Source organism: Hymenobacter terrestris (assembly GCF_013377905.1).
In the GTDB taxonomy this organism is placed as follows: domain Bacteria; phylum Bacteroidota; class Bacteroidia; order Cytophagales; family Hymenobacteraceae; genus Hymenobacter; species Hymenobacter terrestris.
Genome location: NZ_JABKAV010000006.1, coordinates 56,788 through 83,156 on the forward strand (window position 1 = coordinate 56,788; position 26,369 = coordinate 83,156).

The following is a 26,369-nucleotide window of genomic DNA, read 5'->3' on the forward strand; positions in this document are numbered from 1 at the left end:
GGAATTACCACTGCGGTAGAGATGCTGCGCCTTCGCTCAGCATGACGTGTCCTTTTTTAGTACTCTATTTACTGCTTGTCGGCCGAGCTGCCACCCGCGCCGAGTCGCGGCGCGGCGTAACGACGGTGGTTTTTACCGAGTCGGCAGCGGCTTTTTCTTCCTGTTTCTGCTTCTTCTGGATTTCCTTGTTGCGCTGCTTTACATCTTTATCGATTCCCTTGAACAGGTCGGCGAAGTTCTGGTAGTCGCGCTGGTAAATGAGCGAGGCACCGCTACGAATGTACTGGCCGTCGATGTCGCTGAAGCCGTTGTTGCGGTAGGCGCGTAGCCGTAAGCGGCCGTTGGCCAGCACGTCGTACTCAATGCTCACGTCGCCGGCGAAGTTGCTCGGGCTCTGCTGGCCGCTGCTGGCCTGGTTGCCACCGGCCAGGGGCACATCGGTGCCCAGGCGTACAGTTATGCGGTCGTTGAACAGCTGGCGGCGCACGGCCACGTTCAGGTCGGTGCGGGTCTGCTCGGAGCCCGACGAGAAGTCGGCCGTCGAGTTTACGCCCAGCTCTATACCCAAGTTGGAGAGGTAGGAGCCAGTTAGCTTGTTGAGCTGCTCGGTGAGCACCTGGCTGGCACTGCCCCGCAGTTGGTCGGCCACGATGCTGCCGCCACTGCTTTCAAAGGGATTTTCGGCCAGAAAGCGGTTGAGCACCAGCAGCGAGAACACCTGCTTGTTGAGCTCGTCGGTTTGGCTGGGCTGGCGCAGCTGGGCCAGGCGGGCCTCAATTTGTGGCTGCAAGGGCGAACGGGAGCTTTCGGGCAGCTGAATATCGAAACTGATGGCCGGCTGGAGCAGCGGCCCGTCCACATTCAGGTACACGTTGAACGGCAGCGCATTGCGGGCCGTCGACTTCAGGTCCTCACTGCTCGCGCCCTGGCCCGAAAGCAGCTCGGCCGGTGCGGCCTTGGCTACATAAATGGCCGATACATCGGCAATGCCATTATACGGGTCGCCCGACCAGGTAATGGTGCTGCCCTGGGCAATTTCGAAGTCGCGCTCGGTTACGTCGTAGAGCGAGAGGTGGTAGCTGCCGCTCTCCACGGCCAGCCGGCCAGTGAGCGTGATGTTGCCCGCCGGGTCGATGGCCGTGTTGAGCGTACCGTTGGCCCGCACCTTCAGGTTGTCGCCCGAAGCCTCATCAATAACGACGGTAAATGGCGTTTCGTCGGTCACCGTAATGGTGGCGGCAATGTCGTAGCCGGCGGCCGTTTTGGCCGAGTCCTTCTGGGCCAGCTGCCGCAGTAGCATGGTATCAATCGGGGCGCTCTTGTCCACAAACTCCACAATGCCGTCGGTGCTTACTTTGTCGGCCGCCTCATTGGGCACGGCCACGAAGAAGTTCGAGCCGTCCTCAATGCTAGCCGTGGTGCGGATGCGCATCAGGTTCAGGTCGCCGGTAATGCGCGACTTCGAATCGACGATGAGCTTGCCCCAGAACAGCGGGTTGTCGCGCTGGCTGCTCTGCACGGCAATAAAGTCGTTGGTCGTGGCATCGAGCCGGAAGCCGTAGTCCACGAAGTTCTGGGTCAGCACGTAGCCATCCACCACGGCCCGGTTCTGCAGCGAGTCCAGAATTACGAAGTCGTTGAGGCGGATGCCCTGCTCATCAAACGTCAGATCCTGGCGGGGCAGCGTGAAGGGGGCACCGAGCTGGCTGAGCGTGAAGCCCGCGTCGTTGGTTGTGAGCGTGCCGCGCACCTCGGGGGCTGCGGCGGTGCCGGCAATGTCGAGCTGGCCGCTCAGGTAACCGGTGGTTTCCTTGATTTCGCCCAGCGAAAACGGCTCGACAGTGCCTAAGGCAAAGCGCGTTACATCGGCCTGCATATCGAGCGCGCCGCTGGCCAGGTAGTCGCCACTCACGCGCACATCGTTGTTGTTGGGGCCGCCGGTCAGGCGCAGGTCCACGTTGTAGCGGTCGGCAGCGGGGTTGCTGGCTTTCAGGGCGAGGTCGCCGAGCAGGGTTTTGCTGTAGGCCAGCCCGCGTAGTGTGGCATCGGCCGTAAAGCCCATGTTTGGCTGGCCCAACGACTTTACAATGGCCTGGCCGTTGAGCGTGCCGCCCACCAGCGAATCCTGGAGGCCGCCGGCGGTGGCCAGCGCGTTTAGGTCGAGGTTGCTGAACTGGGCCTGCAGGGGGTAGCCAGCGCCAGTTAGCGTCTGCAGAGCAATGCTTTGGTCGCCCTGGCTCAGGCGCACGTTTTCGGCCCGGATGGCGCCCGTATTCGCGTTATAGCGCAGCTCGTTGTTCGGCTGCACGGCCCACTGCTGGTTGTTGAGGATAAGCTTGGGGTCGAAGCTGAATCCGTAGGCCTCGCCCTGCTCATACACCTGCAACACGCCGCCCAAATCGAGGTTCACGGTGCTGTCGTTGCGGGCAATGCGCAACTCGGTACCCACCTTGTTGTCGGCAATGCTGCCTTTCAGGATGGGGTTAGGCAGGTTGAGGGTGGTGTCCTGGGTTATCTGGTCGAGCCGCAGGCCATAGTCGAGCTTCTGGGGGTCGGATGATACGGCGAAGCGCAGCGAATCGAGCTGGTAGCCGGCGTACTTGATGCGGGCAATGCGGGTGTTCAGGCGCAGGTCGGCCTCGCGGCTGTCGAAGCTACCCGTAAGCTTGAAGGGCGTGAGCTGCTGCAGGTCGGGCACAAAGGCGCTGAACACCTTGGGCTCTTTCACCTGGGCCGCAAATGTAAACTGCCGATAAGGCCCGCCGGGGCGGTACTGCACGCCGGGCAGGTTGAAGTAGCGGTCGATGTGCTGCTCCAGCGCCGTAGCAATATCGCCGAGGCGAGTGTTGCCGCGCAGCTCCAGATCGGCCACTGAGCTGGCGAAGTCCACCTCGGTGCGGCCGGTGCGCTGCAGAATCCGCCCGCTCACCGAGTCGAGTACAAACGGCTTGCCGTCGCTGACAATGGCGATGCGGTTGCCCGAGAACGTGCCGTTGAGCGTGTTCAGGTCGGAGCCGCTCAGGTTGGCCTGCAGGTCGCCCTGCACGCTTAGGTTGCCGCCGGTATAAAAGCCCAGGGCCGTGAGGTTAGCTCCGCGCAGGTTCAGCCGGTCGACGGTGTAGGTGGGGTTCGAGGCGTTGCGCAGGTCAATGGTGGCCAGCAGATCGAGGTTGAGATTGGGGTCTTCTTTGCTGCTGGCATCCACCACGTAGCGGTTGCGGTCGATGTCCACCTTGGCCACGATGCCGCGGTAGGTGTAGCCGTTGTAGGTGGCCTGCTGCACCTTGGCAGTCAGCTGGCCGCGCAGCTGGTTGGGGTCGAGGCCGCCGCGGCCGTTAAGCGTGCCGCTGGCCGTTACGGTACCGATGCTGGGGTCGCCGATGAGTTTGCCTACGTTCAACTGCTGAGTGCTGAACACGGCCTTTATGGGCTCCTGACCCACAGGCCCCGCGCCCACGTTCACCTTGGCAGCCAGGTTGCCGTAGGTAGTCGTGGCCCGCAAATTGGTGTCGAACACCAATGCGGTGGGCCGGCCCTCAAATGTGCCGCTCACACGCATAAGCGGCGGCAGCGAGTAGCCGGCCGGAATGGTACCGCTCGGCACCAGACTCCGGATATCCGCGGCGGTGGTCACCAACTTTTTAATGTCGAGGTCGACATAAAGGCGGCGGTCGGTTTCGGGCAGACCCTGAATCCGGCCGCTGGCCACGAGCTGGGTGTTGCGCAGGCCCACCACCTCCAGGCCCTTGATGCGCAGGTCGCTTACCCGGCCACCGACCTTACCGCTCAGCAGCACCGACTGGTTGGGGCCGGTCGTGAAGGGCGGCGTGTCGATTAGCTCGGGCGCCAGGTACAGAATGTCGCGGAAGCCCAGGCGGGTATCACGCAAATCAGCTTCAATCTGCAGGTTGGCAAGGTCGTCGGCAATAGCGTCGAGGCTGGTGTACTGCATGGCCAGCGTGCGCCGGATACGGGTGTGGGGCGTAACAAGGTCGAGGTTATCGAGGCGGGTCTGGGTCGAGTCGAACACCACGTCGGCCTGAGCGCGGGTTACGGCAAAGCCGCTCTGCTCCTGGCCCGAAAGCTGCGTAATACGGCCGGTGGTGCTGTTTTCGGAGTAGCGCAGGTTCTCGGTGTTCAGCGTGAGGTTGCTGAACTTGAGGTGGTTGTAGTCCATGCCGCGCACCTTGGTTTTCTGGCGCGGCTCGTCGAAATTATCGAACGCCACTTCCACCCCGCTGATGTCGGATTCGTTGAGGCTCACCACCCAGCTCGATTCCTGGCCGGTCGCGTTTTTCACCGAACTATCGAGGTCGCGCACTACTTTGGCGGGGTTCACTACGCGCTGCTCGGTGGGCACGTCCTCGTTTTGGGCGTAGGCGAACGTGGTATTACGCAGCATGAGCTTATCCAGCGCCACGCGGCTGTTGATCAGGTCAATATCATCGGCCGTTACTTCGGCCTCGCCGATGCGGGTGCTGATGTACTGGGCCGAAGGAGCGTTGCGGTAAGTAAGGGCCACGTTGTCGAGCCGGGCCTTGCGCAGGCCAAACTGCAGCGCCAGGGCCGCCGTGTCGGCGGGGGTTTCGGGCGGCACCTTGGTCTGCACAAAGGTGATGGTCGTGTTCTTCAGCGCCACCTCATTCACCTTATAGATGGAGTTATCCACATCTACCTCGTCCATACTCAGGGCCAGCGCGCCCACTTTGGTGCGCAGGTCGAGCCCGTCCACCGCATCCTTATACGTAAACAGAATGTTGGTCAGCTTGGCGTCGCCGATGTCGTAGGTAAAGCCCGCACTGGTGGTGTCGGCGGCGGCGGGGGTTACGGTGGCCGTGTCGCCGGTGGCGAAGGCGTTGAGGATGAAGTCGTAGTTGGAAATGCTGTCGGGCTCGGTGCGGCTGATGGCAATGCGGCCGTCGTTCAGCTCCAAGCTGCTGATTTTAATTTTCGACTTGAGCAGCGCGAAGATGTCAATGTTGACCCCCAGATGGCCCACCGACACGAGCGTATCGCCCTGCTGGTCGGCCAGGTACACATCGTCGAAGCTGATGGTATTGCGAAAATCGGAGCGAAATTTCCCGATGCGCACGTCGGTCTGTAGCTTGTCGCGCAGATACTTCTGAGCCTGGTTGGCCACAAAATCCTGCCCCGAAGGCGTCTGGACGTATAAAAACAGGCCGACCAGCAACAGCAGAATCAGCCCGACAAGCCCGAGCAGGGCATAGAGGATACGACGCAGGTAAACCGGCAAAGGAAGAAAAGTAGAGGTCGAAAGAGATACGTGCCCCAATGAGGGCTGCAGGTTGAAGCCAGCCGAGGGTTTTCCGCAGTTGGCCAGCCGTTAAGTCAGCCAAACGGAAAAAATGAGCGTCGGGTTGGCCGGATTTACCCGGTAGCAAGTCCGGCCTGACATCAGTCGCAGCTTGGCCAGAGAAGCAGGGCAACTGAACCGTGGCTAGGCGCGTTGGCGCGGCCTACTATCGGGCGTGACCCGGCAACCCGGTATCAGCCCGCAATCCGATAGTCTGCCTACGCGGCCCCCGTGCCGGCTGGGAAGTAGTTTTCCGGTCCCTGTCAACCGGGCACCGTCCGGCCGATAATGCGGCATTGGCAGGCTGGGTCGCCACGCTTTTCGGGAACATAATACACGGATTTCCGGGGCGAGAACCCGCCGCTCCAGCCTATTAACCTGTATCTTGCGGGCCGGTTTTTACCTGACTACGCTATCCGATGATTCTTCGCTTTACCCTCCCCTACCGCACCGAACCAGGCCAGCGGCTGGTGGTTTGCGGCTCGCTGCCTGCCCTGGGCCAGTGGGCTCCCGAGGCCGCCCTGCCTTTGCACTACGATGGTGCTTCCGGCCACTGGAACCGGGAGTTGGAGGTATCTGCCGACCAGCTGGCCGGGGCTACCTATAAGTACTTGCTGCTCGATGAGCGCGACGGCGGCCGGCACTGGGAGTGGGGCCCCAACCGCGAGCTGCCCGCTGTGGCAGCGCCCTTTAGCCGGCTGGTGCTGGCCGACTGGTGGCGCGCCCCGGCCCAGCCCGAAAACGAGCTGTTCACGGCGGCCTTTACCGAGGCACTGTTCCGCCGGCCTGCCCCGGCGGCCCCGGCAGCGGCAGCTACGGCTGGCCCGGCCGTGCGCTTCCAGCTGGCGGCCCCGCGCGTCGAGCCCGGGCAGCAGCTGTGCGTGCTGGGTTCCGATGCGGCCCTGGGTGCCTGGGATGCCACCCGGGCCGTGGTGCTGTCGGATGCCGATTACCCTACCTGGACGGCCGACGTAACGCTGACTACGCCCGCCGCCGAAACCCGCTACAAGTACGGCATTTGGGACGCCGGCACCGGCCAAGTCGTGGCCCTGGAAGCCGGCGACGACCGGGTGCTGGCTCCCGAAACCGACCCGCAGACGCTGCGCGTGCTCGCCGACAACCAGTACCGCTACCCAACCGCGCCCTGGCGCGGGGCCGGCGTGGCGCTGCCCGTGTTTTCGCTCCGCAGCCACCAGGGCCTGGGCGTGGGCGAGTTTCCCGACCTGAAGCTGCTGGTGGATTGGGCCGTGGCCACCGGCCTGCAAATGGTGCAGGTGCTACCCATCAACGACACCGTAGCCACCCACACCTGGGTCGACAGCTACCCCTACGCCGCCATTTCGGTGTTTGCCCTGCACCCGCAGTACCTGAACCTGGAAGCGGTGGCCGAGCTGCGCGACCCGGCGGCCCGAAAGGAGCTGGCAGCACTTCGCGAGGAATTGAACGCCCGCGACTTCGTAGACTATGAGCCGATGATGGCCGCCAAGTGGCGCTTCATTCGGCAGCTGTATCAGCAGGAGAAAAAGGCTTTTCTGGCCGATGCGAACTTCCACGCCTTCCGCGCGGAGCAGGCGGCCTGGCTGCTGCCCTACGCGGCCTTCAGCGGCCTGCGCGACCGGTTCGGCACGGCCGATTTCCAGCAGTGGCCCGCCGAGTACCGCACCCCGGTCCAGGTGGAGGCGCTAACGGATGAAGCCAGCGCCGACTTCGACGAGTTCGGACTGTTCTTCTTCATTCAGTACCACTTGGATAAACAGCTGCGCGACGCGGTGGTGTATGCCCGCGAGCGGGGGGTGGTGGTGAAGGGCGACCTGCCCATCGGCATCTACCGCCACTCGGTGGATGCCTGGACCCAGCCCGAGTTGTACCACCTGCACCAGCAGGCCGGCGCCCCACCCGACGATTTCTCGACCACCGGCCAGAACTGGCGCTTCCCGACCTACAACTGGGAGCAGATGGCCCTCGACGGCTACCAGTGGTGGCAGCAGCGCATGGGTCACCTGGCCCGCTACTTCGACGCGCTGCGCATCGACCATATCCTGGGCTTTTTCCGCATCTGGGAAATTCCGGCGCACTCGGTGGAAGGCCTGCTGGGCCACTTCTCGCCCGCGCTGCCCTTCTCGCAGCAGGAAATTGAGCAGCGCCTGGGCTGGTTCGACTACGGCCGGCTGTGCGAGCCCTACATCCGCTGGCACGTGGTGCAGGAGGTGTTCGGCGGTCAGGCGCAGGCCGTATTCGATGAGTTTATGGAGGATGCCGACCACGGCAGTATCCGCCTGAAGGAGTTCGTGCGCACCCAGCGCCGGATGGAGGCCGTCATCAACGAAAAGCTGGCCGCCGACCCGGCCCACGAGGACTACTACCGCTGGCTGCGCACCGGCCTTTTCGGGCTGGCCAACGAGGTGCTGCTGGTGCCCGACGACCAGCAGCCCGACCATTACCACCCGCGCATCACGCTGCCGCTGAGCCGCTCGTTCCGGGAGCTCGACGAGGCCGCCCGCCCCCGTTTGGAGGCCCTTTACAACGACTTTTTCTACCAGCGCCACGAGGGTTTCTGGCGCGAGCAGGGCCTCACCAAGCTGCCGCCGGTGCGCTGGGCCACCAACATGCTCATCTGCGGCGAAGACCTGGGCATGGTGCCCGCCTCGGTACCCGGCGTAATGCGCGACCTGGGCATTCTGGGCCTGCACATCCAGCGCATGCCCTCCGACCCGACCACCGAGTTCGGCCACCCCGGCTCCGCGCCTTACCTGAGCGTAGTGAGCCCCGGCTCGCACGATATGAGTACGCTACGCGGCTGGTGGGAGGAAGACCAGGAGCAGACCCAGCGGTTCTTCGAAACCACGCTGGGCCACCACGGCCAGCCGGCCCCGGCATTTTGCGAGCCCTGGGTGGCCCGCGAAATCCTGGAGCAGCACCTGCACTCGCCGGCCATGTGGGCCATTTTCCCGCTCCAGGATGTAGTGGCGCTCAGCGCCGAGTTGCGGCGTGAAGATCCGCTGGCCGAGCAGATCAACGTGCCCAGCAACCCCACCCACTTCTGGAAGTACCGCTTCCATATGCCGCTGGAGGAACTAGCCGGGCAGGCAGGTTTTAACGGGGAAGTGCGCGGGCTGGTAGAACGGAGCGGGCGGGGGTAGGTGTAGCAAGCGAAACCTCACTGTCTGTTCTTAACCGAATATGACTGGCCACTGAAACAGCATTTTGAGAATATCGCCTGCGACAGAACCAGTTACACAGTGGTGTGCCTTCTCTTTCTTGTTCCGCCCGCAATCCGACAGTAGCAACCGCCTCGTAAGATCGGGCGCCACCAATAGCTGGTGACCTATCTGAGCATCAGGGCTGAACTTCCCAGCGCGCCGTTTTTTCTACCCGCTAACTGCCCGGTTTACCGAGCCACCAGCTACGTTTACCGAATAAAAAGGTTTTATCCTTTCCTCGCGCAGTACATTTGTTCACTTATAGCTGGACACTAACTGCTGCTTTTCCTTCATTCTCCGAAACTTCTACTCTTTTTTCTTTTCGTGAAAACACTCCTACGTTCTTTCCTATTGGCATTGCTGCCGTTGAGCGCCTGGGCTCAGGCACCGCTTAATGACTCTCCTACTGACGCCTCCGCAGCACTTAGTCCGGAAATGCGTAAAAAAGCAGTAGCGTATCAGCAGCAGCTCACGGCGGCGAAGGTGGCCGCCGCCTGCACCAATACTACCACGCTTAATTTCGCAGGTAACGGCAGTGGCGACTGGAAAAACCGTGCGCCTGTAAAGGCGGGTGCCGCCTCTACCAATACGACGATTGAAACAGCTGGCTCATACGTGGAACCGGCGGGAGGTGCCCAAACATCATTGGCTACAGGCACATATAACGCTAAAACGACTTTGATCTGGTCTGCGGATTATGCCACTTCGCAGAACGTTACCACCCAGATCAAATTCTCGTTCAATCGGCCCGTCAACAACCTCACGTTGACGATCAACGACATTGATGTGGGCGCAAACGCGTGGGTTGACAAAATAACTTATGATGCTGTCCAGGCAGATGGCTCTGTTCTCAGTCTTGCCAGCGCTGAGGATGCTACTGTTACCCGTAATAATGCGTTTGTTTCGCAAAGCGGAAACGCCTTAACCGGCTTACAGGATGTACCTCCTAGCTCCCTAGATGGTACGGCCACAGTTACGTTCAATAAACCTATCACTTCGCTGACGCTTACCTACCAGAACACAATTACCAATGTTGCTGATCCTAGATTTCAGTTCGTTGCTATTGACAACATCACCTGGTGTACCCAGGCCAACGTGGCCACTACCCTCAGCGGCCCGGCCCGTGCCAATGTAGGCTCGCCGGTAACCTATACCGCTACCACTACGGCCTCCGGCGACTTCGACGCTACCGGCGTGAAGCCTGTAGTGCAACTCATTCCCGGCCTGAACTCCCAGAGCCCCGTGTTCCCGGCTGGCAGCTCCTACAACAACACCACCGGTCTGCTCACGCTGGCTACCATCCCAACGCTGGCAGTAGGTACGACCAGTACTGCGCTCATCACGTTCAATATGCCGAGCGCGACGGTAACGGGCAGAGCCAGTAGCACCATCGACACCGACGACGCCGACCCCTCGGACAACAACGGTTCGCTGGCCAACGCCAATGTAACAACCACCACAAACCAAGCCCCGACGGCCCAGGCCAAATCGGCTGCGGTTTTGTTTGGTACCGCTAGTATCACCAAGCTGCCTGCCATGACGGGCACCGACCCCAACAACGACCCGCTGACTTATACCATCTTGGGTTCGACTATTGTGGCACCGGGCTTCGGCGTGGTTTCCTATGTTAATGCTAGTGGCACGCGAGAAGATATCAGCGGCACCAGCAACGTAACCCTAACCGCCGCCCAGGCCGCCACGCTGGAATTCAAGCGCGGCACTGGCGCAGAAACTTCCGGCACATTCCAGTATTTCGTGTCGGACCCTTTTGGGGGCGTTAGCCTAGCTGTGAACTACGAGCTGTTTGTAGGCGACCAAGCGGCCGTGTATTCGTCGCCGAACGCATTCCGTACGTCTGCAGTGGTAAATGGAAGAGTACTAGCAACAGTATCGGATCCTGATGGCAGTATCACCTTAACGACCTTCACGCAAACCTCTGGTAATGCTGTCAACGGTGGTATTACGTTCAGCGCAAACGGAACAGCAACAGCTGTAGAAGTTACAAATGGCCCTCAATCGGGCAGAATATCTCTTCCTCCCGCAGGCACTTATGTTTTTTCGGTAACGACAACGGACAGCCGAGGTGGGCAAACCATTTCCAGTGTTACTATCACAATCGTAGGCACTGACAGAGCGGCAACTTACACCACGACCAACAGCTTCAACCGGGATGCCCTGACCAGCGGCATGACACTCGCGACGGTTACCGACCCCGATGCACAGCTTACCGCTGCCACGCTGGCCACAGGTAGCACCCTGCCTTCGGGCATGAGTATTAACGGTACCTCAGGCTTGGTCACCGTTGGCTCGAGCATACCGTTTGCCGGCACGTACACCTACAACGTAGCTACCACCGACGCGGCTGGCGGCAACTCTTCCCCAGCAGTTACCATTACCGTTTTCAACGACACTGAAGCCATTTATGCGGTAGCAGCGGCCCCCACCAACGGGGGGTATGCCAATGGGGCCTCTCTGGCTACCGTGTCAGACACTGATGGCGCAGTTAATACCGCCACGGCGCTTAGCGGCACCTCGGCTTTGCCTCCCGGCGTGGGCCTGAACCCGACTACCGGCCAATTCTTCGTAGCCGACCGCACGCAACTGGTGAAAGGCACCTACCCCGTCCAGGTTCGTACCACCGACGCTACCGGCGGCATCACCACCCAAACGGTCAACCTCATCATCAGGAACAACCCCCTGCCCGTAACGCTAGTAGCCTTCGGTGCCCAGGCTTCCGGCCTGAATGCCCAGCTAAACTGGAAGACGGCGCAGGAGCTCAACAACGACTACTTCGTAGTGGAGCGTAGCTTCGATGGCCGCAGCTTTGTGGCCGTGGGCGAGGTGAAAGGCCAGGGTTCTACCCAGGCTACCACTTCCTACGACTTCACCGATGCGCGGGTAGCTGCCCTGGCCCCTGCCGGGCTGGTGTACTACCGCCTGCGCCAGGTGGACACCGATGGCACTACTGCCCTGAGTGAAGTACGGACCGTACGTTTCCCACTGACGGCCCGCGTGATGATTGACGTGTACCCGAACCCTGCCACTGCTACCCAGGATGCCAAGCTCGACCTGAGCGGAGCCCCAGCCGGCACTTATCAGGTAACGCTGGTAGATATGACAGGCCGCGTACTGCGCACCTTCCGCCAGAACGGCGGCACCGTGCAGGAGCTACAGCTGACCAACCTGCGCTCCGGCACCTATTTGGTGCAGGTGAAGGGCAACGGCCAGTCATTCAGCCGCCGCGTTGTCAAGCAATAGCCACTCACTGGTTGTTTAGTAAGCAAGCGTCCTCCCGCCACCCGGCGGGAGGACGCTTGCTTTTTGGGGTACCCCGCACCTTTGGGGTACCCCGCACCTAGTCGCACAACCAGCAGGCCGCTTTCAGGTTATAAAGCTTCCGCGCTTAGGCAGTCGGCACCGATGCGAGAAGCTGGAGCTTCGCGCTACAGCCGTTCTTCGGTTTGTGCTATATACCCAAAGCCTATTTTGCATATGTTTGAAGTGGAAGCTATTTACAAAGTTCAAAGACCGTCATGCTGAGCCTGCCGAAGCATCTCTACCGCTTCGTTAAACGACTGCTACGAAGCGGTAGAGATGCTTCGACTTCGTTCAGCATGACGGTCTGATTGATTCCGGGGACTTTGTAAATAGCTTCCGTGTATAGATTTACCGGCCGTATCAGGCTGCCGGCGCTTTTCCTGTTTTCTTTCTTGCTCCCACTACTTATGCCTTCTGCTCGCTGCTCCGTACCCGGCCGGGTTCCTACTGATTTCGATGTAGCCGTTGTGGGGGCCGGCAGTGCCGGGCTGAGCGCCGCGCTGGTGCTGGGCCGCTGCCTGCGTCGGGTGCTGGTGCTCGATGGGGGGCCGCCCCGCAACGCGCCCTCCCCGGCCGTGCAGGCCTTCTTCACCCGCGACGGCACGCCACCCGCCAAACTCCTGAACCTGGGCCGGGCAGAGCTGCAGGCCTACAAGTCGGTAGAAATAAAGGAAGCGAAGGTGGTGAGCCTGGCCCGGTGCGGCAAGCATTTCGAGCTAACGTTGGAGGCACCTACTGGCCACCGCATCATCCGCACGGCCCGCAAGGTGCTGCTGGCCACCGGTGTTGAAGATGAGCTACCACCACTGCCGGGCATGCGCGAGCTGTGGGGCAGCGGGGTACTGCACTGCCCCTATTGCCACGGCTGGGAATACCGCGACCAGCCGCTGGCCGTGTACGGGCGGGCCAAGCTCGTAACCGGGCTGGCGCTGCTGGTGAGCCGCTGGAGCACCGATGTGGTGGCGTGCGTGGAGGATCCGGGCAACCTGACCCAGAATGCCCGCCGCCGCCTGCGCCGCCAGGGCATTGCCGTGCGCGAAGAGCCACTGGTTAGCCTCGAAGGCACGGCCAGCGGCGAGCTGCGTCACCTCATATTCGAGTCGGGCGAGCCGCTGGCGCGCAAGGCGCTGTTCATCCATGCCCACCAGCATCAGCGGAGTGCGCTGGCCGAAGAAATGGGTTGCCGGCTCAATGCCAAAGGAGCCGTTTGGGTGAGCAAGCAGCAGCAAACCACAGTGCCGGGTCTGTACGCGGCCGGCGACAATACGCCCGGCACCCAGCAGGCCCTGCTGGCCGCCGCCGAGGGCAGCGCCGCCGCCATCAGCATCAACGAAACCCTGACGCGGGAGGAGTGCCCCAGATAGGCCACGGCTCCCAGTACCGGCCGGAGCGGGTTGGGTTTTCCCGGCCAGGGAACCTATCTTACTGCGGCTAGCCTTATCCGGGGCCAGCTGTTTTGTTGCCTGCCTGTTTATGCGCTTTGTTATTCCGCCCGTTTTGCTGCTGCTCCTGCTTCTGATGGGGCCGGCATGCTGGGCCCAGCGTATCAGCTTCAGTGGGCGCATCACCGAAACCAACGGCCAGCCTGTGCCTTTTGCCTCGGTATTCGTGCGCGGCACCAGCCAGGGTGCCACCGCCGACGAAAACGGGCGCTATCAGTTTACCCTCACCGGCACAGTGGATACGCTCACGGCCTCGGCCATTGGCTTCGCCCCGGTCGGGAAAGCCGTGACCGGCACCGCCGCCCGCCAGACGCTCAACTTTGTGCTGGGCAGCGGCAGCGTGTCGTTGGGCGAGGTGGTAGTGCGGCCCCGCGAGAATCCAGCCTACCGCATTCTGCGCCGGGTGGATGCCAACCGCCGCCGCAACCAGAAAACCAGCCTCACGGCCTACGACTACGACAGCTACGCCCGCAATGAGCTGCTCATCAACAACCTGCCCGACCAGCTAAGCCGCCGCAAGCTGCTGCGCCAGATTACGGCCGTGGCCGATACGCTGGGCCTGGAGCGCGACGCCAATGGCCGGCCGGTGGTGCCCATCTTCGCCTCCGAAGTCCTCTCGCACTACTACCAGAACAACGAGCCGCTGCGCCAGCGCGAGGAGGTCAGCAAAACCCAGATGCACGGCGCGGCCCCCCGCGAGGGCTCGGTGGTGTCGCAGATTATGGGTTCTTCGTTTCAGGACTGGGATTTTTACCGCAACTGGATTCGCATTGTGGGCAAGGACTTCGTTTCGCCCATTGCCGAGGGCTGGAAGTTTTCCTACGAGTACGAGCTGCAGGATTCGCTCATGGTCGGCGACGACTACTGCTACAAGCTGAAGGTAACGCCCCGCCGCCCCCAGGACTTAGCGTTCAAGGGCACTATCTGGATAACCACCGACACCTACGCGCTGCGCAAGCTCGATGTGGAAGTCAGCACCCAGGCCAACCTCAACTTCATCGAGCAGATTGCCGTGCGCCAGGAGCTGGCCCCCACCGAAGCCGGGCCCTGGCTGCCCACCGTCACGCGCTTCGTTATCGGCATCCGGCCCAGCAAGGGCAGTACCGGCGTGCTGGCGCGCATCAGCACGGTGTACACCAATTTCCGGGTGAACCAGACTCAACCGCTGGCGTTCTACGACAAGCCCCTGGAGGTGGCCGCCGACGCCTACGACGTGCCGCCCGGCTACTTCGCCGCCAACCGGCCCGACTCGCTCAGCCGCCAGGAGCAGCTCACGCTAACGGTGCTCGATACCGTGCGTCAGCTGCCAGCCGTGCGCTCGATGATGGAGCTGGCCGATATTGTGGTGAACGGCTACTATCCGCTGGGCAAAGTGGACCTGGGCCCATTGCTGGCCACGGTGGGCTACAACAACATCGAGGGCCTGCGCCTGCGAGTGGGCTTCCGCACCTCCACCGAGTGGAGCCGCGACTGGCAGCTGCGGCCCTACCTGGCCTACGGCACCCAGGACGGCCGCTTCAAATACGGCCTGCGGGTCCAGCGCATCATCGACCGCCGGCACTGGACGGTGGCCAACTTCGAGCACCGCCACGACATCGACCAAGTGGCTCTGCTCGACAACGACTACGCCCTCGAAAACCCGCTGTTCGAAGCCGCGGCCCGTCTGGGCAACATCAGCAACAGCCGCCCGCTGCTGCGCGACTTGACCAGCGTGTCGGTGCAGTCCGATTTGTTCCGTGGCTTTACGCAACGCGTAATGCTGCGCCGCCAGCAGTTTGAGCCGCTCTACCCCTTTCTCTATTACACGCAGGAGGCCCGCCTCGGCAGCCCTACCACCGCCAATTTTACGCTCTCGGAAGTGATACTGGAGTCGCGCTACGCCCGCGACGAGGTGCTGGTGGCCAACAACCAGAACCGCCGCACGGCCGTGGGCCTCAAGCGCTGGCCGGTGTTTACGGTGCGCTACACGCTGGGCCTCAACAACCTGCTGGGCTCCGATTTCCGCTACCAGAAGTTCAACCTGCTCATCGACCACAGCCTGCGCCTGGGTCAGCTGGGCCGCACTACTTACCGCATTGATGCCGGCTACATTCCGAGCACCGTGCCCTACCCGTTGCTTAAGAGCCACCTGGGCAACCAGTCGTTCTTTTACAACGCCGGGGCTTATAACCTGATGCGCTTCTTCGAGTTCGTGAGTGACCGGTACGCCGGCCTGCAGCTGGAGCATCAGTTCGGGGGTTTTCTGCTGAACTCGCTGCCGGCTATCAAGCAGCTCAACTGGCGGCTGGTGGGCACCACCAACCTGCTCTGGGGCAGCGTCAGCGACGCCAACCGCCGCATCACCCCCACCACCGACCCGGCTACCGGCCAGCCGCTGCCCGCCTTCCAGTCGTTGGGCCGCCTGCCCTACGCCGAGGTGGGGTACGGGGTCGAGAACATCTTCAAAATTGTACGGGTCGACTTCCTGCACCGCCTCACCTACCGCAACCGGCCCGATGCCCGCACGTTCGGGGTGAAGGTGAGTTTGAAGTTTAGTCTGTAGAACGATGTAGGGGTGGGGCTTGTCCCCGCCCGCCGTTGGACGACCCGCCCGCTCCGAATTGCAACGATTCCGTTCAACGGCGGGCGGATACAAGCCCTGCCCCCACGTCGCCCAGTGCGTATAGCACCGGCTTGCTGGGGCTGGCATCCAGCTCCAAGCTGGTTATCTGCAGGTTGAGCAGGTATAGGCCATCCTCCACGGCATCGGGCACGAAGATGAGCTCGGTGATGGTAGCCTGCTGGCGGGTGGCCTGCGGGTACTGCCAGAACGCGTGATGGGCCAGCAGCTCGCCCTCATCCTCTTCGCGGTCGACGCTGGGCAGGTCGAGCAGTAGGTGCTCGATGTGCTGCTGGGCCAGGTACTCGGCCAAGGCGGGTTCGAGGTAGGTGGGGTTGGTGCCCGAGTACTGGCGGGTGCGCTTGGCGCGGTGGTTGGGCAATGTGCGCAGAATCAGGGCCTCGGGCCGCACGGCGGCTTCGGGGCCGCCTTCCAGCTCGCGGCGCACATCGGCCAGCAGCACCACTTCGTCGCCGTTGGGCTGGGGCCGCGGCTGCACCGATACCAGCCGGGCCACGAACAGAAACCGGCGTAGGCAGCGGTTGAGCGTGGCTTCCGGCGCGGCCGAGATATGGCCGTAGCACTCGGTATGCGTGCCGTTGCCGTGGGGCGTAACGTGCACGCGCTTGTAGTTGGTGCTGCCACCCGCGGCCACGCTGCCCACGAAGTCGCCCACCCGAATCACGTCAAACGCCACCGGCTCGGCCCAAAAGCAGTTCACCTGCCCCTCACCCGGCGCCAGCGGCAACGAAATATCCAGCGGTGCCTGCGGGTTGAAGCTGAACGAGCGGCCGTAGTGCGGATAAGTGGCGAGCATGATTTGGAGGTGAGGAAGTGGTGGGGTGGAAGGTGTTACAAAGGAACGTTATTCAGAGCGCAGCGAAGAATCTTGCGTGCTGATGCTGCAATGCTACCCCAATGGTATCACGCGAGATTCTTCGCTGCGCTCTGAATGACAGTTCTTCTATCGGCAAGAGAATACTACCGCCCCTAATCCAGCCCGTTCAGAATATGTGCAATTTCTTCGGCGTGGCTGAGTACCATGAAGTGGCCGCCACCCCGGATACGGTAGTCTATGGAGCGGTTGCCGGGCGGGAATACCCGGTCGCGGGTGCCCAGCAGCTGCACGGCGGGCGCTACGCCCGTGCTGTTCCAGTGCAGCAAACTATTGATTGCCCAGCGAGTGTAGCGCGGCTCCATATCAAGCAAGATGTGGCGGAACAGCCGGTACTCTGCCCCGTTGCGCACCCCGAAATACAGCTGTCCGGCCCTCGGAAATAGCTTCAGCCACTGCGGCGGCACCAGTCGGTACAGTCCTGAGGCCCGCACCAGCCGCAGCAGCAGCGGCAGACTCTGAGCATCGGGCAGGCTACTGATAAGTACCGGGCGCAACCCCGGCCGCAGCCGCTGCAATTCCAGCGCAACAACCCCACCAAACGACACGCCCCCCAACCAGCCCGTAGCCCCCACCGGAATAGCCTCAGCCATCCGGGCCGCATAGTGCGGCAGCGGCTCGTCGGCTGACTCGGGCGGCAGCCAGGGCAGCACCTGGCTTTCTGCGCGCAACAACGGCTGCAGCCGCTGAAACACCCGCTCGTCGGCTCCCAGCCCCGGAATCAGATAAAATACAGGCTTGCTCATGTTGTGTGCGGAGGCCGGATCAGGGCCACCAAATAAGGCCACTAAAATAAGCACGCCCCCTACCAAACCGGTAGGGGGCGTGCTTATTTTAAGCAACTATCGCAGTTTCAAAGGGGCTTACTGCAGCAGGGTGCTGCCGATGTCCGTCAGCTGGTCGTTGGTTACGGTGATGCCGGTACGAATTACCTGCTTGTAGCTGCCCTCGTTGGCCGGGGCGGTAGTGGTGGGGAAGAACTCGACCCGGTAAGTACCCGAGGGCAGGGCACCCAGCTGGAAGGCACCGGCTGCATCGGCGGAGGTGCTGAACGTGTCGGCGGGCGTGATGGACGAGCGGATAGCCAGTACCTGTGGCAGCGCCGCGGCCGGAGTTACGGTGCCGCGCAGGCCGCCGCGAATATCCTGGGCCACTACCCGAATAACGGGCTTGAGCAGGTAACGCTCCTTTTTGTCGTTGCCGGGCTTCCAGTTGCCGCGCTCCACAATGGATTTGGCTACGTCGAAATCGAGCAAAAGCTGGTAGTTGCTGCTCTGCTGGTAGAGGTCTTTCTTGTTGATCTTGAGCTTCACGCCCGACGACTGGCCGCTGGGCGTTTTCAGCTCGTAGCGCTGGCCGTCGCGGCCGGTCACGTAGCTGTCGGGACCAAGAATCAGGCGGATTTCCTTCAACTGGCCCGGATCGAAATCGGAACTGACCAGCAGCGCCGAGCGGCCATTCACGTATTCCAGCACGTTGATGGGCTGCGCCTGGAAAGGCAGCAACTGCCAGCCATCGGGGTTGCCTTCTTCCTTCAGGTGAATCTCAATCTGACGTACATCGAGAATTACTGCCCGAAAATCACCGGGCGCATCCGTCAGGCGCACTTCGAGAGTGCCGGTAGACAGCGCATTGTCCGCTTTATCGTTGTCGCTACAGGAAGCCAGCGCCAGCGGCGCAGCCACGAGGGCATAGAACAAAGTGCGTTTAAACATGATAGCAGAGAAGAAAAAAGTGAAACAGATGACGTTGGTCTATGCCTACTCAGGCTAGCTGTTGCGGCCCTGCAAAAATGCAACCAAAGTTTGTACTTCTACCAGATAGCCCGAATTAGCTGCCGGCCTTGGCCGTATCGGCCGGAGCTTTGGGCTCGGCGGGCTTGGGCGCGGGGGCCGGCGCCGGAGCAGGCGTTGATGCCGGAGCAGGCTTCGGTTTCCCGAAAAGGCTGTTGAGACCTTTTTTGGCCTGTTCGCGCAGTTTAGCTTCGGCTTCGAGGCGCTTCTTTTCCAGCTCCAGCTGGGCCCGCACCTCTAGTTCCTGGCGCTTCACCAGGGCTTCTTTTTTGAGGCTGTCCTGGGAAAGCAGCAGTTTGGCGGCCAGCCCGGCCTTGGAGTCGTCGAGCTTGCTTTGCACAATGCCGCTAACCAGCTCCTTGGCCATATCCTTGGCCTGGCCCTTCACGCTGCCACTGCTCAGCTTCACCTGGGGGTTGCTCATGGTACCGCCGATGGTGAGGCCCAGCGTCACGCGTTCGGTGCTTTTCAGGTTCGATACGCCAGTGAGGCGCGTAAGCTGGCTGCTGAGGGCGCTGCCGACCTGGCCTGTGGGCACATCGAGGGCCGCTATGTACTCCAGCCCGCCGCCGTCGATGTTGTTCGAGCCGCCGACTGTCATCTTAATCTGGCCCACGTTCAAATCAAACGGCTTCACCACGAAGTTGCCGTTGATGATTTCGGCGGCCACATCCTTGTTGGTTACCACAAAATTCTTCAGCTCCTGCAACTGCGTGAGGTTGCTGATTTTGGCCAGCACCGGTGAGCCGGTTACGGCCGCCCGCACAATATCGAACACGCCCTTGCCGGTGAGCGTGCTGAAGCGGGGCATCATGTCGGGGCCCATTTCGCCACTCACGTTGAAGTTGGTCGAGAAGATGCCCTCCAGGTTGGCCGCCAGCGGCACCAGCTTCTTAATCGAGTTGAAGGCGGAAAAGGCCTGCTGGAAGTTCAGCTCCTTCACGTTCAGCCCGAAATCGAACTTGGGGTGCGCCAGGTTCTGGCTGCTGTACGAGCCGTTGGTGGCGAAGCTGCCGCCAAGCGTATTAAAGGTGAGGTTGCGCAGCGTAGCCACCTGGTTGCGCACCGTTACGGTGCCCTTCACGTCGTTCAGCTTCAGGTTGTCGTACAGCACCTGGCCCGCGGTGGTGTTCATGGTCAGGTCAAATTCCTTCGGAATCTGCAGCACCCCGTCGGCTTTGGTAGTGGCGGCGGCGGGGGCTTTGGTGGCGGCCGTTGCGCCGGCGGTGGGCTTGGCGCTTACCTCGTCCACCATCCACTCGTTCAGGTTGAAGCGGCGCGAGTTCACCGTCAGGTCGCCGCGTAACGGCTGGCCGGGCACAAACAGGTAGGCCAGGTAGTTGCTGATGGTGCCCGAGGCCGCCACGTCCGACGAGCCCACGAAGCCCTGCATGTCGCGCAGCACAATCTTGTCATTGTTGAATGTAGCCGTGGCCTGGCTCACCTTCATGCCCTGCGGAAAGTCGGGGCTCTTGTAGTCGATGTTGCGAGCCTGCACAGTACCCGAGGCTACGACCGACTGGTAACGGCCGGCCTCAATGTCAGCCATGTTGCCCTTGGCGGCCACGTTGCCGCTCAGGCGCCCGGCCACCGTCATGCCTTCGAGCGGGAATATTTTGGTGAGCTTGGTGAGGTCTACCGTGCCCCTTACATCGGTGTCAAAGGCCAGCTTATCTACGCCTTGGGTGGCCACACGGCCCTCCAACGGCTCACCGTCGAGCAGCATCTTGAACTGCGGAATGTTGACTTTGGTATCGTTAATCTGGCCGGTGGGGTTGGTCACAGTGCCGGTCAGCGTCAGGTTCTCGATGGGAGCCGGGAACTGCTTGCTCTTCACGTAACCGTTGGTCAGGTTCATTTTGGCCTGAATAACCGGCATTTGGGTAGCCGAGTACACGCCCTTGGCAGTGGCATCCACGAATAGCTTGCCGCGCAGCAGCAAATCCTTCACCGGATACACCTTCATCATCTCGGCCAGGTCCACGTTGGCTTTCACGCGGCCGTCCACCTTCATTGGGGCCAGCCCATCAATGGCTACGTTGCCGTCAATGGGGTTCTTGCCCAGGTCCAGGTGAAACTGCTTCACGTTCACTTTCACGTTGTTGGTGAAGCCCGACGGGTTGTCCACCACCATATCCACGTTGATGTTGCGGGCGCGCTCGGGCAGCGCCGGGTACTGGAAGCTGCCGTTCTTGATCTGCAGGTTCACGCCGTAGCCGGGCATCTGCAGCGCGTTCTGCACGCCCTTGTAATAGCCGTCGAATGCTACTAGTCCGTCGGCCTTAATGTCCTTGAACTGCTCGGTATACGCGCCCGGCACCAGACTCAGGATGTTCTTGAAATCGGTTTCCAGCGCCTTAAACGTGAGGTCGTACACAATATCGGTGGCGTTGGGCAGGCCGATGGTACCCTGGAAGGTGGCCGGAAATTCGTTCAGCTTTACCTTGTTGTCCTTGAAGGTGAACAGCATCTTCTCCAGGTTCATGGCCATCGTCACGTCAGCATCGAGCTGCTTGTCGCTCACATACTGCACGCCGTCGTAGCTGAGCGAGGCGGACTGCGCCGTGGTCTGGCTCACCATATCGAAGATGTTCTGCTCGAAGTCGCCCGAGCCGGTGTGCTCAATGCCGCGCAGCTCCATACCGAACGGGATGCTCCGGTCGTCGTAGCGCAGGCGGCCCTTGTTGATCTGCCAGCCCTTAATGGCCAGGCTCACGGCCGTGGTATCCTGCCCCTTGGTAGCGGCGGCCGAGTCCGACACGAATACGTCCCAGTTGGCGCGGCCGCTTTTGAGCACCTTTATATTGATGTCGGGCTCTTCAAGCGTGATGTTCTTAATTTTTATCTGGTCGCCGCTGATAACGCTCATCAGATTCAGGCCCACCCGCATTTCGGGCAGGTAAGCCAACGTGTCGCGGGCAAACGAGTCCTGCCCGATAACGCGCAGCTGGTTGATGCGCAACGCCAGGTCGGGGAAGGTGCTCAGCAGCGTCACGTCGACGTTGGCCGGGTCGTACTGCACCTCGGCCCGCACGCGCTGGACGAGCTGCTTATCGAAGGCGGCTTTAATTTTATCTTTGAACAGCAGCGGCGCCAGAGCCAGAAAGGCCACGACGACGACCAGGAAAATCCCGAGGCCGATAAAAAACTTGCGCATAGAATGAATGCTTAAAAGAGGTAAATTCCGGCAACCGAACTGACTATCAGAATAATCAGTTCGGTTGCCGACCCAGGCAAAAGTAAGGAGAAACTCAACCGGACTGCGGTTGTGATAAACGCTGTACAGACGCACTATCTTGCCCCTCGTCGTTACCGACGTTGTCTATATTAGTCATCCGGCAACGAAGTGGTATTGCTGATGGTGGCTATGCAAGGACGAATACCACTGCCGCTTAACGACGAAACGCAAGCTGTTGCGCGTCTACACCGACCAACGCCCCTATAATTTCTCCCGGCCGTCGGGTACCAAACCCAACCGCCCGCTCGTTAGCAGCCCACGTATGCGAAGCACCAGCACGTCAGCAGCAGCAGCAGAACCCAGAAGGCGGCGGCGGTGGCTGGCCGCGGCCGGGTTGCTGCTGGCCGGGCCCGCCACCCAGGCCCAAGACCTGTACTTCGCGCAGCCCTTCGCCAACCGCATGCAGCTCAACCCCGCCTACGCCGGCCTGCTCGACGATTATGGCGTAACGCTCAGCTACCGCAACCAGTTTCCTACCCTGGCCGGCACCTTCCAGACCACCCAGCTGGCCGCCGACTACCGCCTCCTTAACCAGCGCAGCGCCTTTGGCCTGCTCATAAACCAGGACCGTACGGGGGCCGTGGGCTACACCCGCCTGCAGGCGGGTGGGGTGTATGCCTATCATGTGCGCCTCAACCGCCAGCTTAGCCTCAGCGGCGGGGCCACGCTCAGCTACGGCCGCCAGCGTGTCGGCTACAGCAACCTCGTCTTCGGCGACCAACTCTCCGACGACGGCCAGGTGCGCAACCTGAGCCAGGAAGCGGCCGATTATGCGCCCGTCAACTACCTCACGGCCGGGGTAGGCGGGCTGCTGTTCGGCCCGCAGTTCTGGCTGGGCGTGGCGGCCCACCACCTCAATCAGCCCAACCTAAGCTTTGCGGGCCAATCGGTGCTGCCCATGCGCCTGCATGTGCAGGGCGGCTACAAATTCTACTTCGCCCAAGTGAACACCGTTCGGGAGCAACGCGAAGTCAGCCTCAGCCCCACGGCCGGCTACACCCGCCAGGGCGGCTCGGAGCGCACCGACCTCGGATTGTACTTTACCACGACTCCACTAACGCTTGGAGCGGTGTACCGGGGGCTGCCGCTACCCGGTGCGCCCCGGCCCCAGCAGATACTTACGGCCGTAGCCGGCATCAGCGCGGGCACTTTTCGGCTTGGTTATAGCTATGATGTCAGCCTCAGTCAGTTCAGCGCCGATTTGGGCGGAGCGCACGAGCTTTCGCTCACGCTTCGCGAGTTCGACGCGCTGGAAGCGGCCTGGCGCCGACTAAAGCGACGCAATTACCCGAAAATTCCTTGCCCGGCTTTTTAAAATGTTGTATTATTGCACCCGACTTGCCTCGGCTAAATGCTTTCTTAACAGGTAGTTTCAACTTGATCATGAATATTTCCAAGTACCTGGGCCTGGCCCTCGTCGGAGCCTGCACCCTGACTGCCTGTAACAAGGGCGGACGCTCGGCTACCAACCCCGGCAAATACAGCTCGACCACAGGCATCGAGTACAACACCGATGAGGGCATGAAGGTGTCTGATTATCAGGGCATCCCCGAAGGTCCGGGTTTGGTGTTTATCGAAGGCGGCCGTACGGTGCTGGGTTCGGCCGAAGAGGACGTGGCCATGAGCCACGACAACCTGGAGCGCACCGTTACGCTAGCCTCCTTCTACATGGATGAGGTGGAAGTAGCCAATATTCACTGGCTCGAATACCTGCACTACGTGCGCAAGGACTCGGCCGAGGAGTTTTACATGTCGGCCCTGCCCGACACCACCGTATGGGCCCGCGAGCTGTCGTTCAACGACCCGTATGTGGATTACTACCTGCGTTACCCCGGCTTCCGCTACTTCCCCGTAGTGGGCGTGAGCTGGCTGCAGGCCAACGACTTCTGCACCTGGCGTACAGCTAAAGTGAACGAGGTGCTAGCTGGCGAAGCATCTGATGATGGCGGCGGCTCCCGTAGGGGTGGTCTGTTTGGCCGCAAGAAAAACAAGGGCGGCGACGCCGCTGAAGGTACCTCCGAAGATGGTGGCGGTGTGAAAATCGCCATCGAAAACGGCAACACGCTGCCCAACTACCGTCTGCCCACCGAGGCAGAGTGGGAGTACGCGGCTCAGGCCCTCATCGGCACCCAGGAAACCGGCAACGAAAACCAGGAAAACAAGCGTATTTACCCTTGGGACGGCCGTCAGGTACGTAACCCTTACGGTAAGAACCAGGGTCAGTTCCTCGCTAACTTCAAGCGTGGCCGCGGCGACTACGCCGGTATTGCCGGCTCGCTCAACGATGGCGCCATGATTACCGAGCAGGTATTCTCGTACCCACCCAACGACTACGGCCTCTACAACATGGCTGGCAACGTGAACGAGTGGGTGCAGGACATCTACCGTCCGCTTTCCTATGAGGATGTGGAGGATTTGAACCCCTTCCGCCGCAACGGCTACCTCGACCCTTCCGAGAAGTATGACAAGAAAGGTTACCAGTCGCTCATCGACGACCACGTACGCGTGTACAAAGGCGGCTCGTGGCGCGACGTAGCCTACTGGCTCTCGCCCGGCACCCGCCGCTTTATGGCCGAAGACTCGGCTACGGCTACCATTGGTTTCCGCTGCGCTATGATCAACGCCGGCTCGAACAAATAACATCATAGATGTTACAGATGATAGGGTGTCGTAGATGACGGATAACTAGAATCAGGAAAACAAAGCAGCCACCTCTCACGGGGTGGCTGCTTTGTTTTCAGGGCATTGACAATACCAATCCGGAGTGGCATACGGCAGTAATTACCCGTCATCTACAGTAGCATATTCATCTGCAACATCTGTGATTCTAGGCCACGGCGATGGTGGCTACGCTGACTTCGCGCGCTCCGGCAGTGAGCAGCATGGCGCAGCAGGCTTCGAGCGTGGCCCCGGTGGTCAGCACGTCATCTACTATCAGCACATGCTGGCCAGCCACCAAATCGGGGCGGGCGGCCTCGAACACAGTGGCTACGTTCTGCCAGCGCTGCAGGCGGTTTTTGCGGGTCTGCGATTCGGTGGCGGCGGTGCGGCGCAGGGCCTCGGGGTGCCAGGGGCAGCCGAGGGCCGTGGCTAGGCCTTCGGCGAAACTATCGGCTTGGTTGTAGCCGCGGCGGGCCAGCTTGCGCGGGTGCAGTGGCACGGGCACCACCAGCCCAAAAGTTTCGGTGTAGCCCGCCTCGGCCAGCTCCTGGCCGAAGTGGCGGCCCAGCACCCTGCCGACCTGCTGCTGATTGCGGTATTTTAGCTCGTGGAGCAGGTGCTGCACCCGCCCGTGCTTCTGAAACGTGAGGTAGCCCAGCACATGCGTAACCGGCAGCTTACCCCAAAACCGGCGGGCCAACGGGTTATCGGCCGGGGGCAGGCGGTGGTAGTCGGTGTAGGGTAGCTGGGCGCGGCAGTCGGTGCACAGGTCGTCCTCGCCGCGGGCCAGCGGCTCCTGGCAGGCCAGGCACACCCGCGGAAACAGCAGGCTCACGAAATCGGACAGCACGACGGGCAGCGGCATGGCGGTGGGGCAGCGGGTGGGCCTGGGGAAACTTCTGCCTAATTTTAGCGCTTAATGCTGAAACTTCCACAGTCTTATTTTTCCGGAGCGTTGGCCAAGTGTTTGCCTGACTGCAGACTATAGCCCAACCTGTCAGCAGCGCAGCGCTAGCAGCCCACCGGCCCATCCATTCATCAGTTCTTCAACCCATGAGTATCGTCACCGAATTCAACGATTACCGCCAGCGCATGAATGAGAAAATCATGGCGGCCGACAACAAGGTTATCAAGCGGTTTTTCAACCTTGACACCAATACCTACCAGGATGGCGCGCTCGACGTGAAGACCAAGGAACTGCTGGGCCTGGCCTGCTCGATGGTGCTGCGCTGCGACGACTGCATCAAGTACCACCTGGGCAAATGCTACGAGGAGAAGGTGAGCGAGGAGGAAATCTATGAGCTGTTCGCCATTGCCAACCTCATCGGGGGCAGCATCGTGATTCCGCACTTCCGGCGCGCCGTGGAGTACTGGGAGGCCCTCAAGGACGAAACGGTAACCCCGCCGCCTGTTCATCCGCACGCCGTTTAAGCATGCTCGATCCTCAGGAAACCGAAGCTCAGTTTGAGCAACGCTGGTGGGAGCTGATGACGGAGATGAAGACCCGCTTCGGCAAAAAGCCCGACATGAACGCCCTGCTGCTGCTCATCGGTGTGCAGGAGCTGGGCCAGGGCGCTGGGCCTTTCACCAAAGAGCAGAAGCAGGACCTGATGCACATTGCCACCTGCCGGCTGTTCAGCATTTCGGGCTACTACGAGCGCGAAAACATGGATGAAGAAGGGTGGCCCCACTATCGGCTGCTGCAGGCGCTGCCCTTCTCCAACCTGAAGGAGCAGGAGCGCATGCTGAAATGGCACGTGCTGGAATACTTCGACGAACAGAACCAGGAGGAGTAGCGGTAGCAGCTACAGAAAAGAACCGTGTCATGCTGAGCTTGTCGAAGCATCTCTACCGCAATGGTAATTCCGAGGTTCAGGCAGCTTAGCAGCGTCAGGATTACCATTGCGGT

Annotated in this window: 14 protein-coding genes; 8 read left to right on the top strand and 6 right to left on the bottom strand. The window is 61.3% G+C overall.

Annotation, left to right across the window (positions count from 1 at the left end):
• Nucleotides 1–64 precede the first annotated feature (64 nt).
• Nucleotides 65–5,254, bottom strand: a complete 5,190-nt coding sequence (locus HW556_RS03690; protein ID WP_176898075.1) for a translocation/assembly module TamB domain-containing protein — start codon at nt 5,252–5,254, stop codon at nt 65–67.
• Nucleotides 5,255–5,733: 479 nt separating this feature from the next.
• On the opposite strand from HW556_RS03690, the gene HW556_RS03695 reads away from it, so the two are divergent.
• The 4 genes from HW556_RS03695 to HW556_RS03710 all read left to right on the top strand — a co-directional run bounded on the left by HW556_RS03695 (nt 5,734) and on the right by HW556_RS03710 (nt 15,816).
• On the top strand, nt 5,734–8,454 hold the full coding sequence (locus tag HW556_RS03695) for a 4-alpha-glucanotransferase (protein ID WP_176898077.1): 2,721 nt from the start codon (nt 5,734–5,736) through the stop codon (nt 8,452–8,454).
• 495 nt (nt 8,455–8,949) lie between these two features.
• Nucleotides 8,950–11,772 carry a beta strand repeat-containing protein gene (locus HW556_RS03700; RefSeq protein ID WP_176898079.1) on the top strand — a complete coding sequence of 941 codons (2,823 nt, stop codon included), beginning with the start codon at nt 8,950–8,952 and terminating at the stop codon, nt 11,770–11,772.
• Nucleotides 11,773–12,239: 467 nt separating this feature from the next.
• Nucleotides 12,240–13,196: an NAD(P)/FAD-dependent oxidoreductase gene (locus tag HW556_RS03705; RefSeq protein ID WP_176898080.1), complete on the top strand. Its 957-nt coding sequence runs from the start codon at nt 12,240–12,242 to the stop codon at nt 13,194–13,196.
• 109 nt (nt 13,197–13,305) lie between these two features.
• Nucleotides 13,306–15,816, top strand: a complete 2,511-nt coding sequence (locus HW556_RS03710) for a DUF5686 and carboxypeptidase-like regulatory domain-containing protein (RefSeq protein ID WP_176898083.1) — start codon at nt 13,306–13,308, stop codon at nt 15,814–15,816.
• Nucleotides 15,817–15,889: 73 nt separating this feature from the next.
• Here the strand turns inward: HW556_RS03710 and HW556_RS03715 are convergent, their stop codons facing one another.
• From HW556_RS03715 to HW556_RS03730, 4 genes are all read right to left on the bottom strand, one after another.
• On the bottom strand, nt 15,890–16,690 hold the full coding sequence (locus HW556_RS03715; protein ID WP_176898085.1) for a cyclase family protein: 801 nt from the start codon (nt 16,688–16,690) through the stop codon (nt 15,890–15,892).
• A 173-nt stretch (nt 16,691–16,863) separates the two neighbouring features.
• Nucleotides 16,864–17,514 carry an alpha/beta fold hydrolase gene (locus HW556_RS03720; protein ID WP_176898087.1) on the bottom strand — a complete coding sequence of 217 codons (651 nt, stop codon included), beginning with the start codon at nt 17,512–17,514 and terminating at the stop codon, nt 16,864–16,866.
• 117 nt (nt 17,515–17,631) lie between these two features.
• Entirely contained in the window at nt 17,632–18,483 is an 852-nt protein-coding gene (locus HW556_RS03725; RefSeq protein WP_176898089.1) for a DUF4382 domain-containing protein, read from the bottom strand.
• Between the two features lie 115 nt (nt 18,484–18,598).
• Nucleotides 18,599–21,718, bottom strand: coding sequence for an AsmA family protein (locus HW556_RS03730; protein ID WP_246289508.1), 3,120 nt, complete (start codon nt 21,716–21,718; stop codon nt 18,599–18,601).
• A gap of 343 nt (nt 21,719–22,061) precedes the next feature.
• On the opposite strand from HW556_RS03730, the gene HW556_RS03735 reads away from it, so the two are divergent.
• Together HW556_RS03735 and HW556_RS03740 are read left to right on the top strand one after the other, a co-directional pair.
• On the top strand, nt 22,062–23,114 hold the full coding sequence (locus HW556_RS03735) for a PorP/SprF family type IX secretion system membrane protein (RefSeq protein ID WP_176898091.1): 1,053 nt from the start codon (nt 22,062–22,064) through the stop codon (nt 23,112–23,114).
• Between the two features lie 68 nt (nt 23,115–23,182).
• Complete coding sequence (locus HW556_RS03740) at nt 23,183–24,439, top strand: SUMF1/EgtB/PvdO family nonheme iron enzyme (protein WP_176898098.1); 1,257 nt, start codon at nt 23,183–23,185, stop codon at nt 24,437–24,439.
• 187 nt (nt 24,440–24,626) lie between these two features.
• Here the strand turns inward: HW556_RS03740 and HW556_RS03745 are convergent, their stop codons facing one another.
• Entirely contained in the window at nt 24,627–25,325 is a 699-nt protein-coding gene (locus tag HW556_RS03745) for a ComF family protein (RefSeq protein ID WP_176898101.1), read from the bottom strand.
• A gap of 188 nt (nt 25,326–25,513) precedes the next feature.
• Here HW556_RS03745 and HW556_RS03750 point away from each other — a divergent pair, with 188 nt between their 5' ends.
• Both HW556_RS03750 and HW556_RS03755 read left to right on the top strand, forming a co-directional pair.
• Nucleotides 25,514–25,891: a carboxymuconolactone decarboxylase family protein gene (locus HW556_RS03750; RefSeq protein ID WP_176898103.1), complete on the top strand. Its 378-nt coding sequence runs from the start codon at nt 25,514–25,516 to the stop codon at nt 25,889–25,891.
• A 2-nt stretch (nt 25,892–25,893) separates the two neighbouring features.
• Nucleotides 25,894–26,256, top strand: a complete 363-nt coding sequence (locus tag HW556_RS03755) for a hypothetical protein (protein ID WP_176898105.1) — start codon at nt 25,894–25,896, stop codon at nt 26,254–26,256.
• The last annotated feature ends 113 nt before the right edge of the window (nt 26,257–26,369 follow it).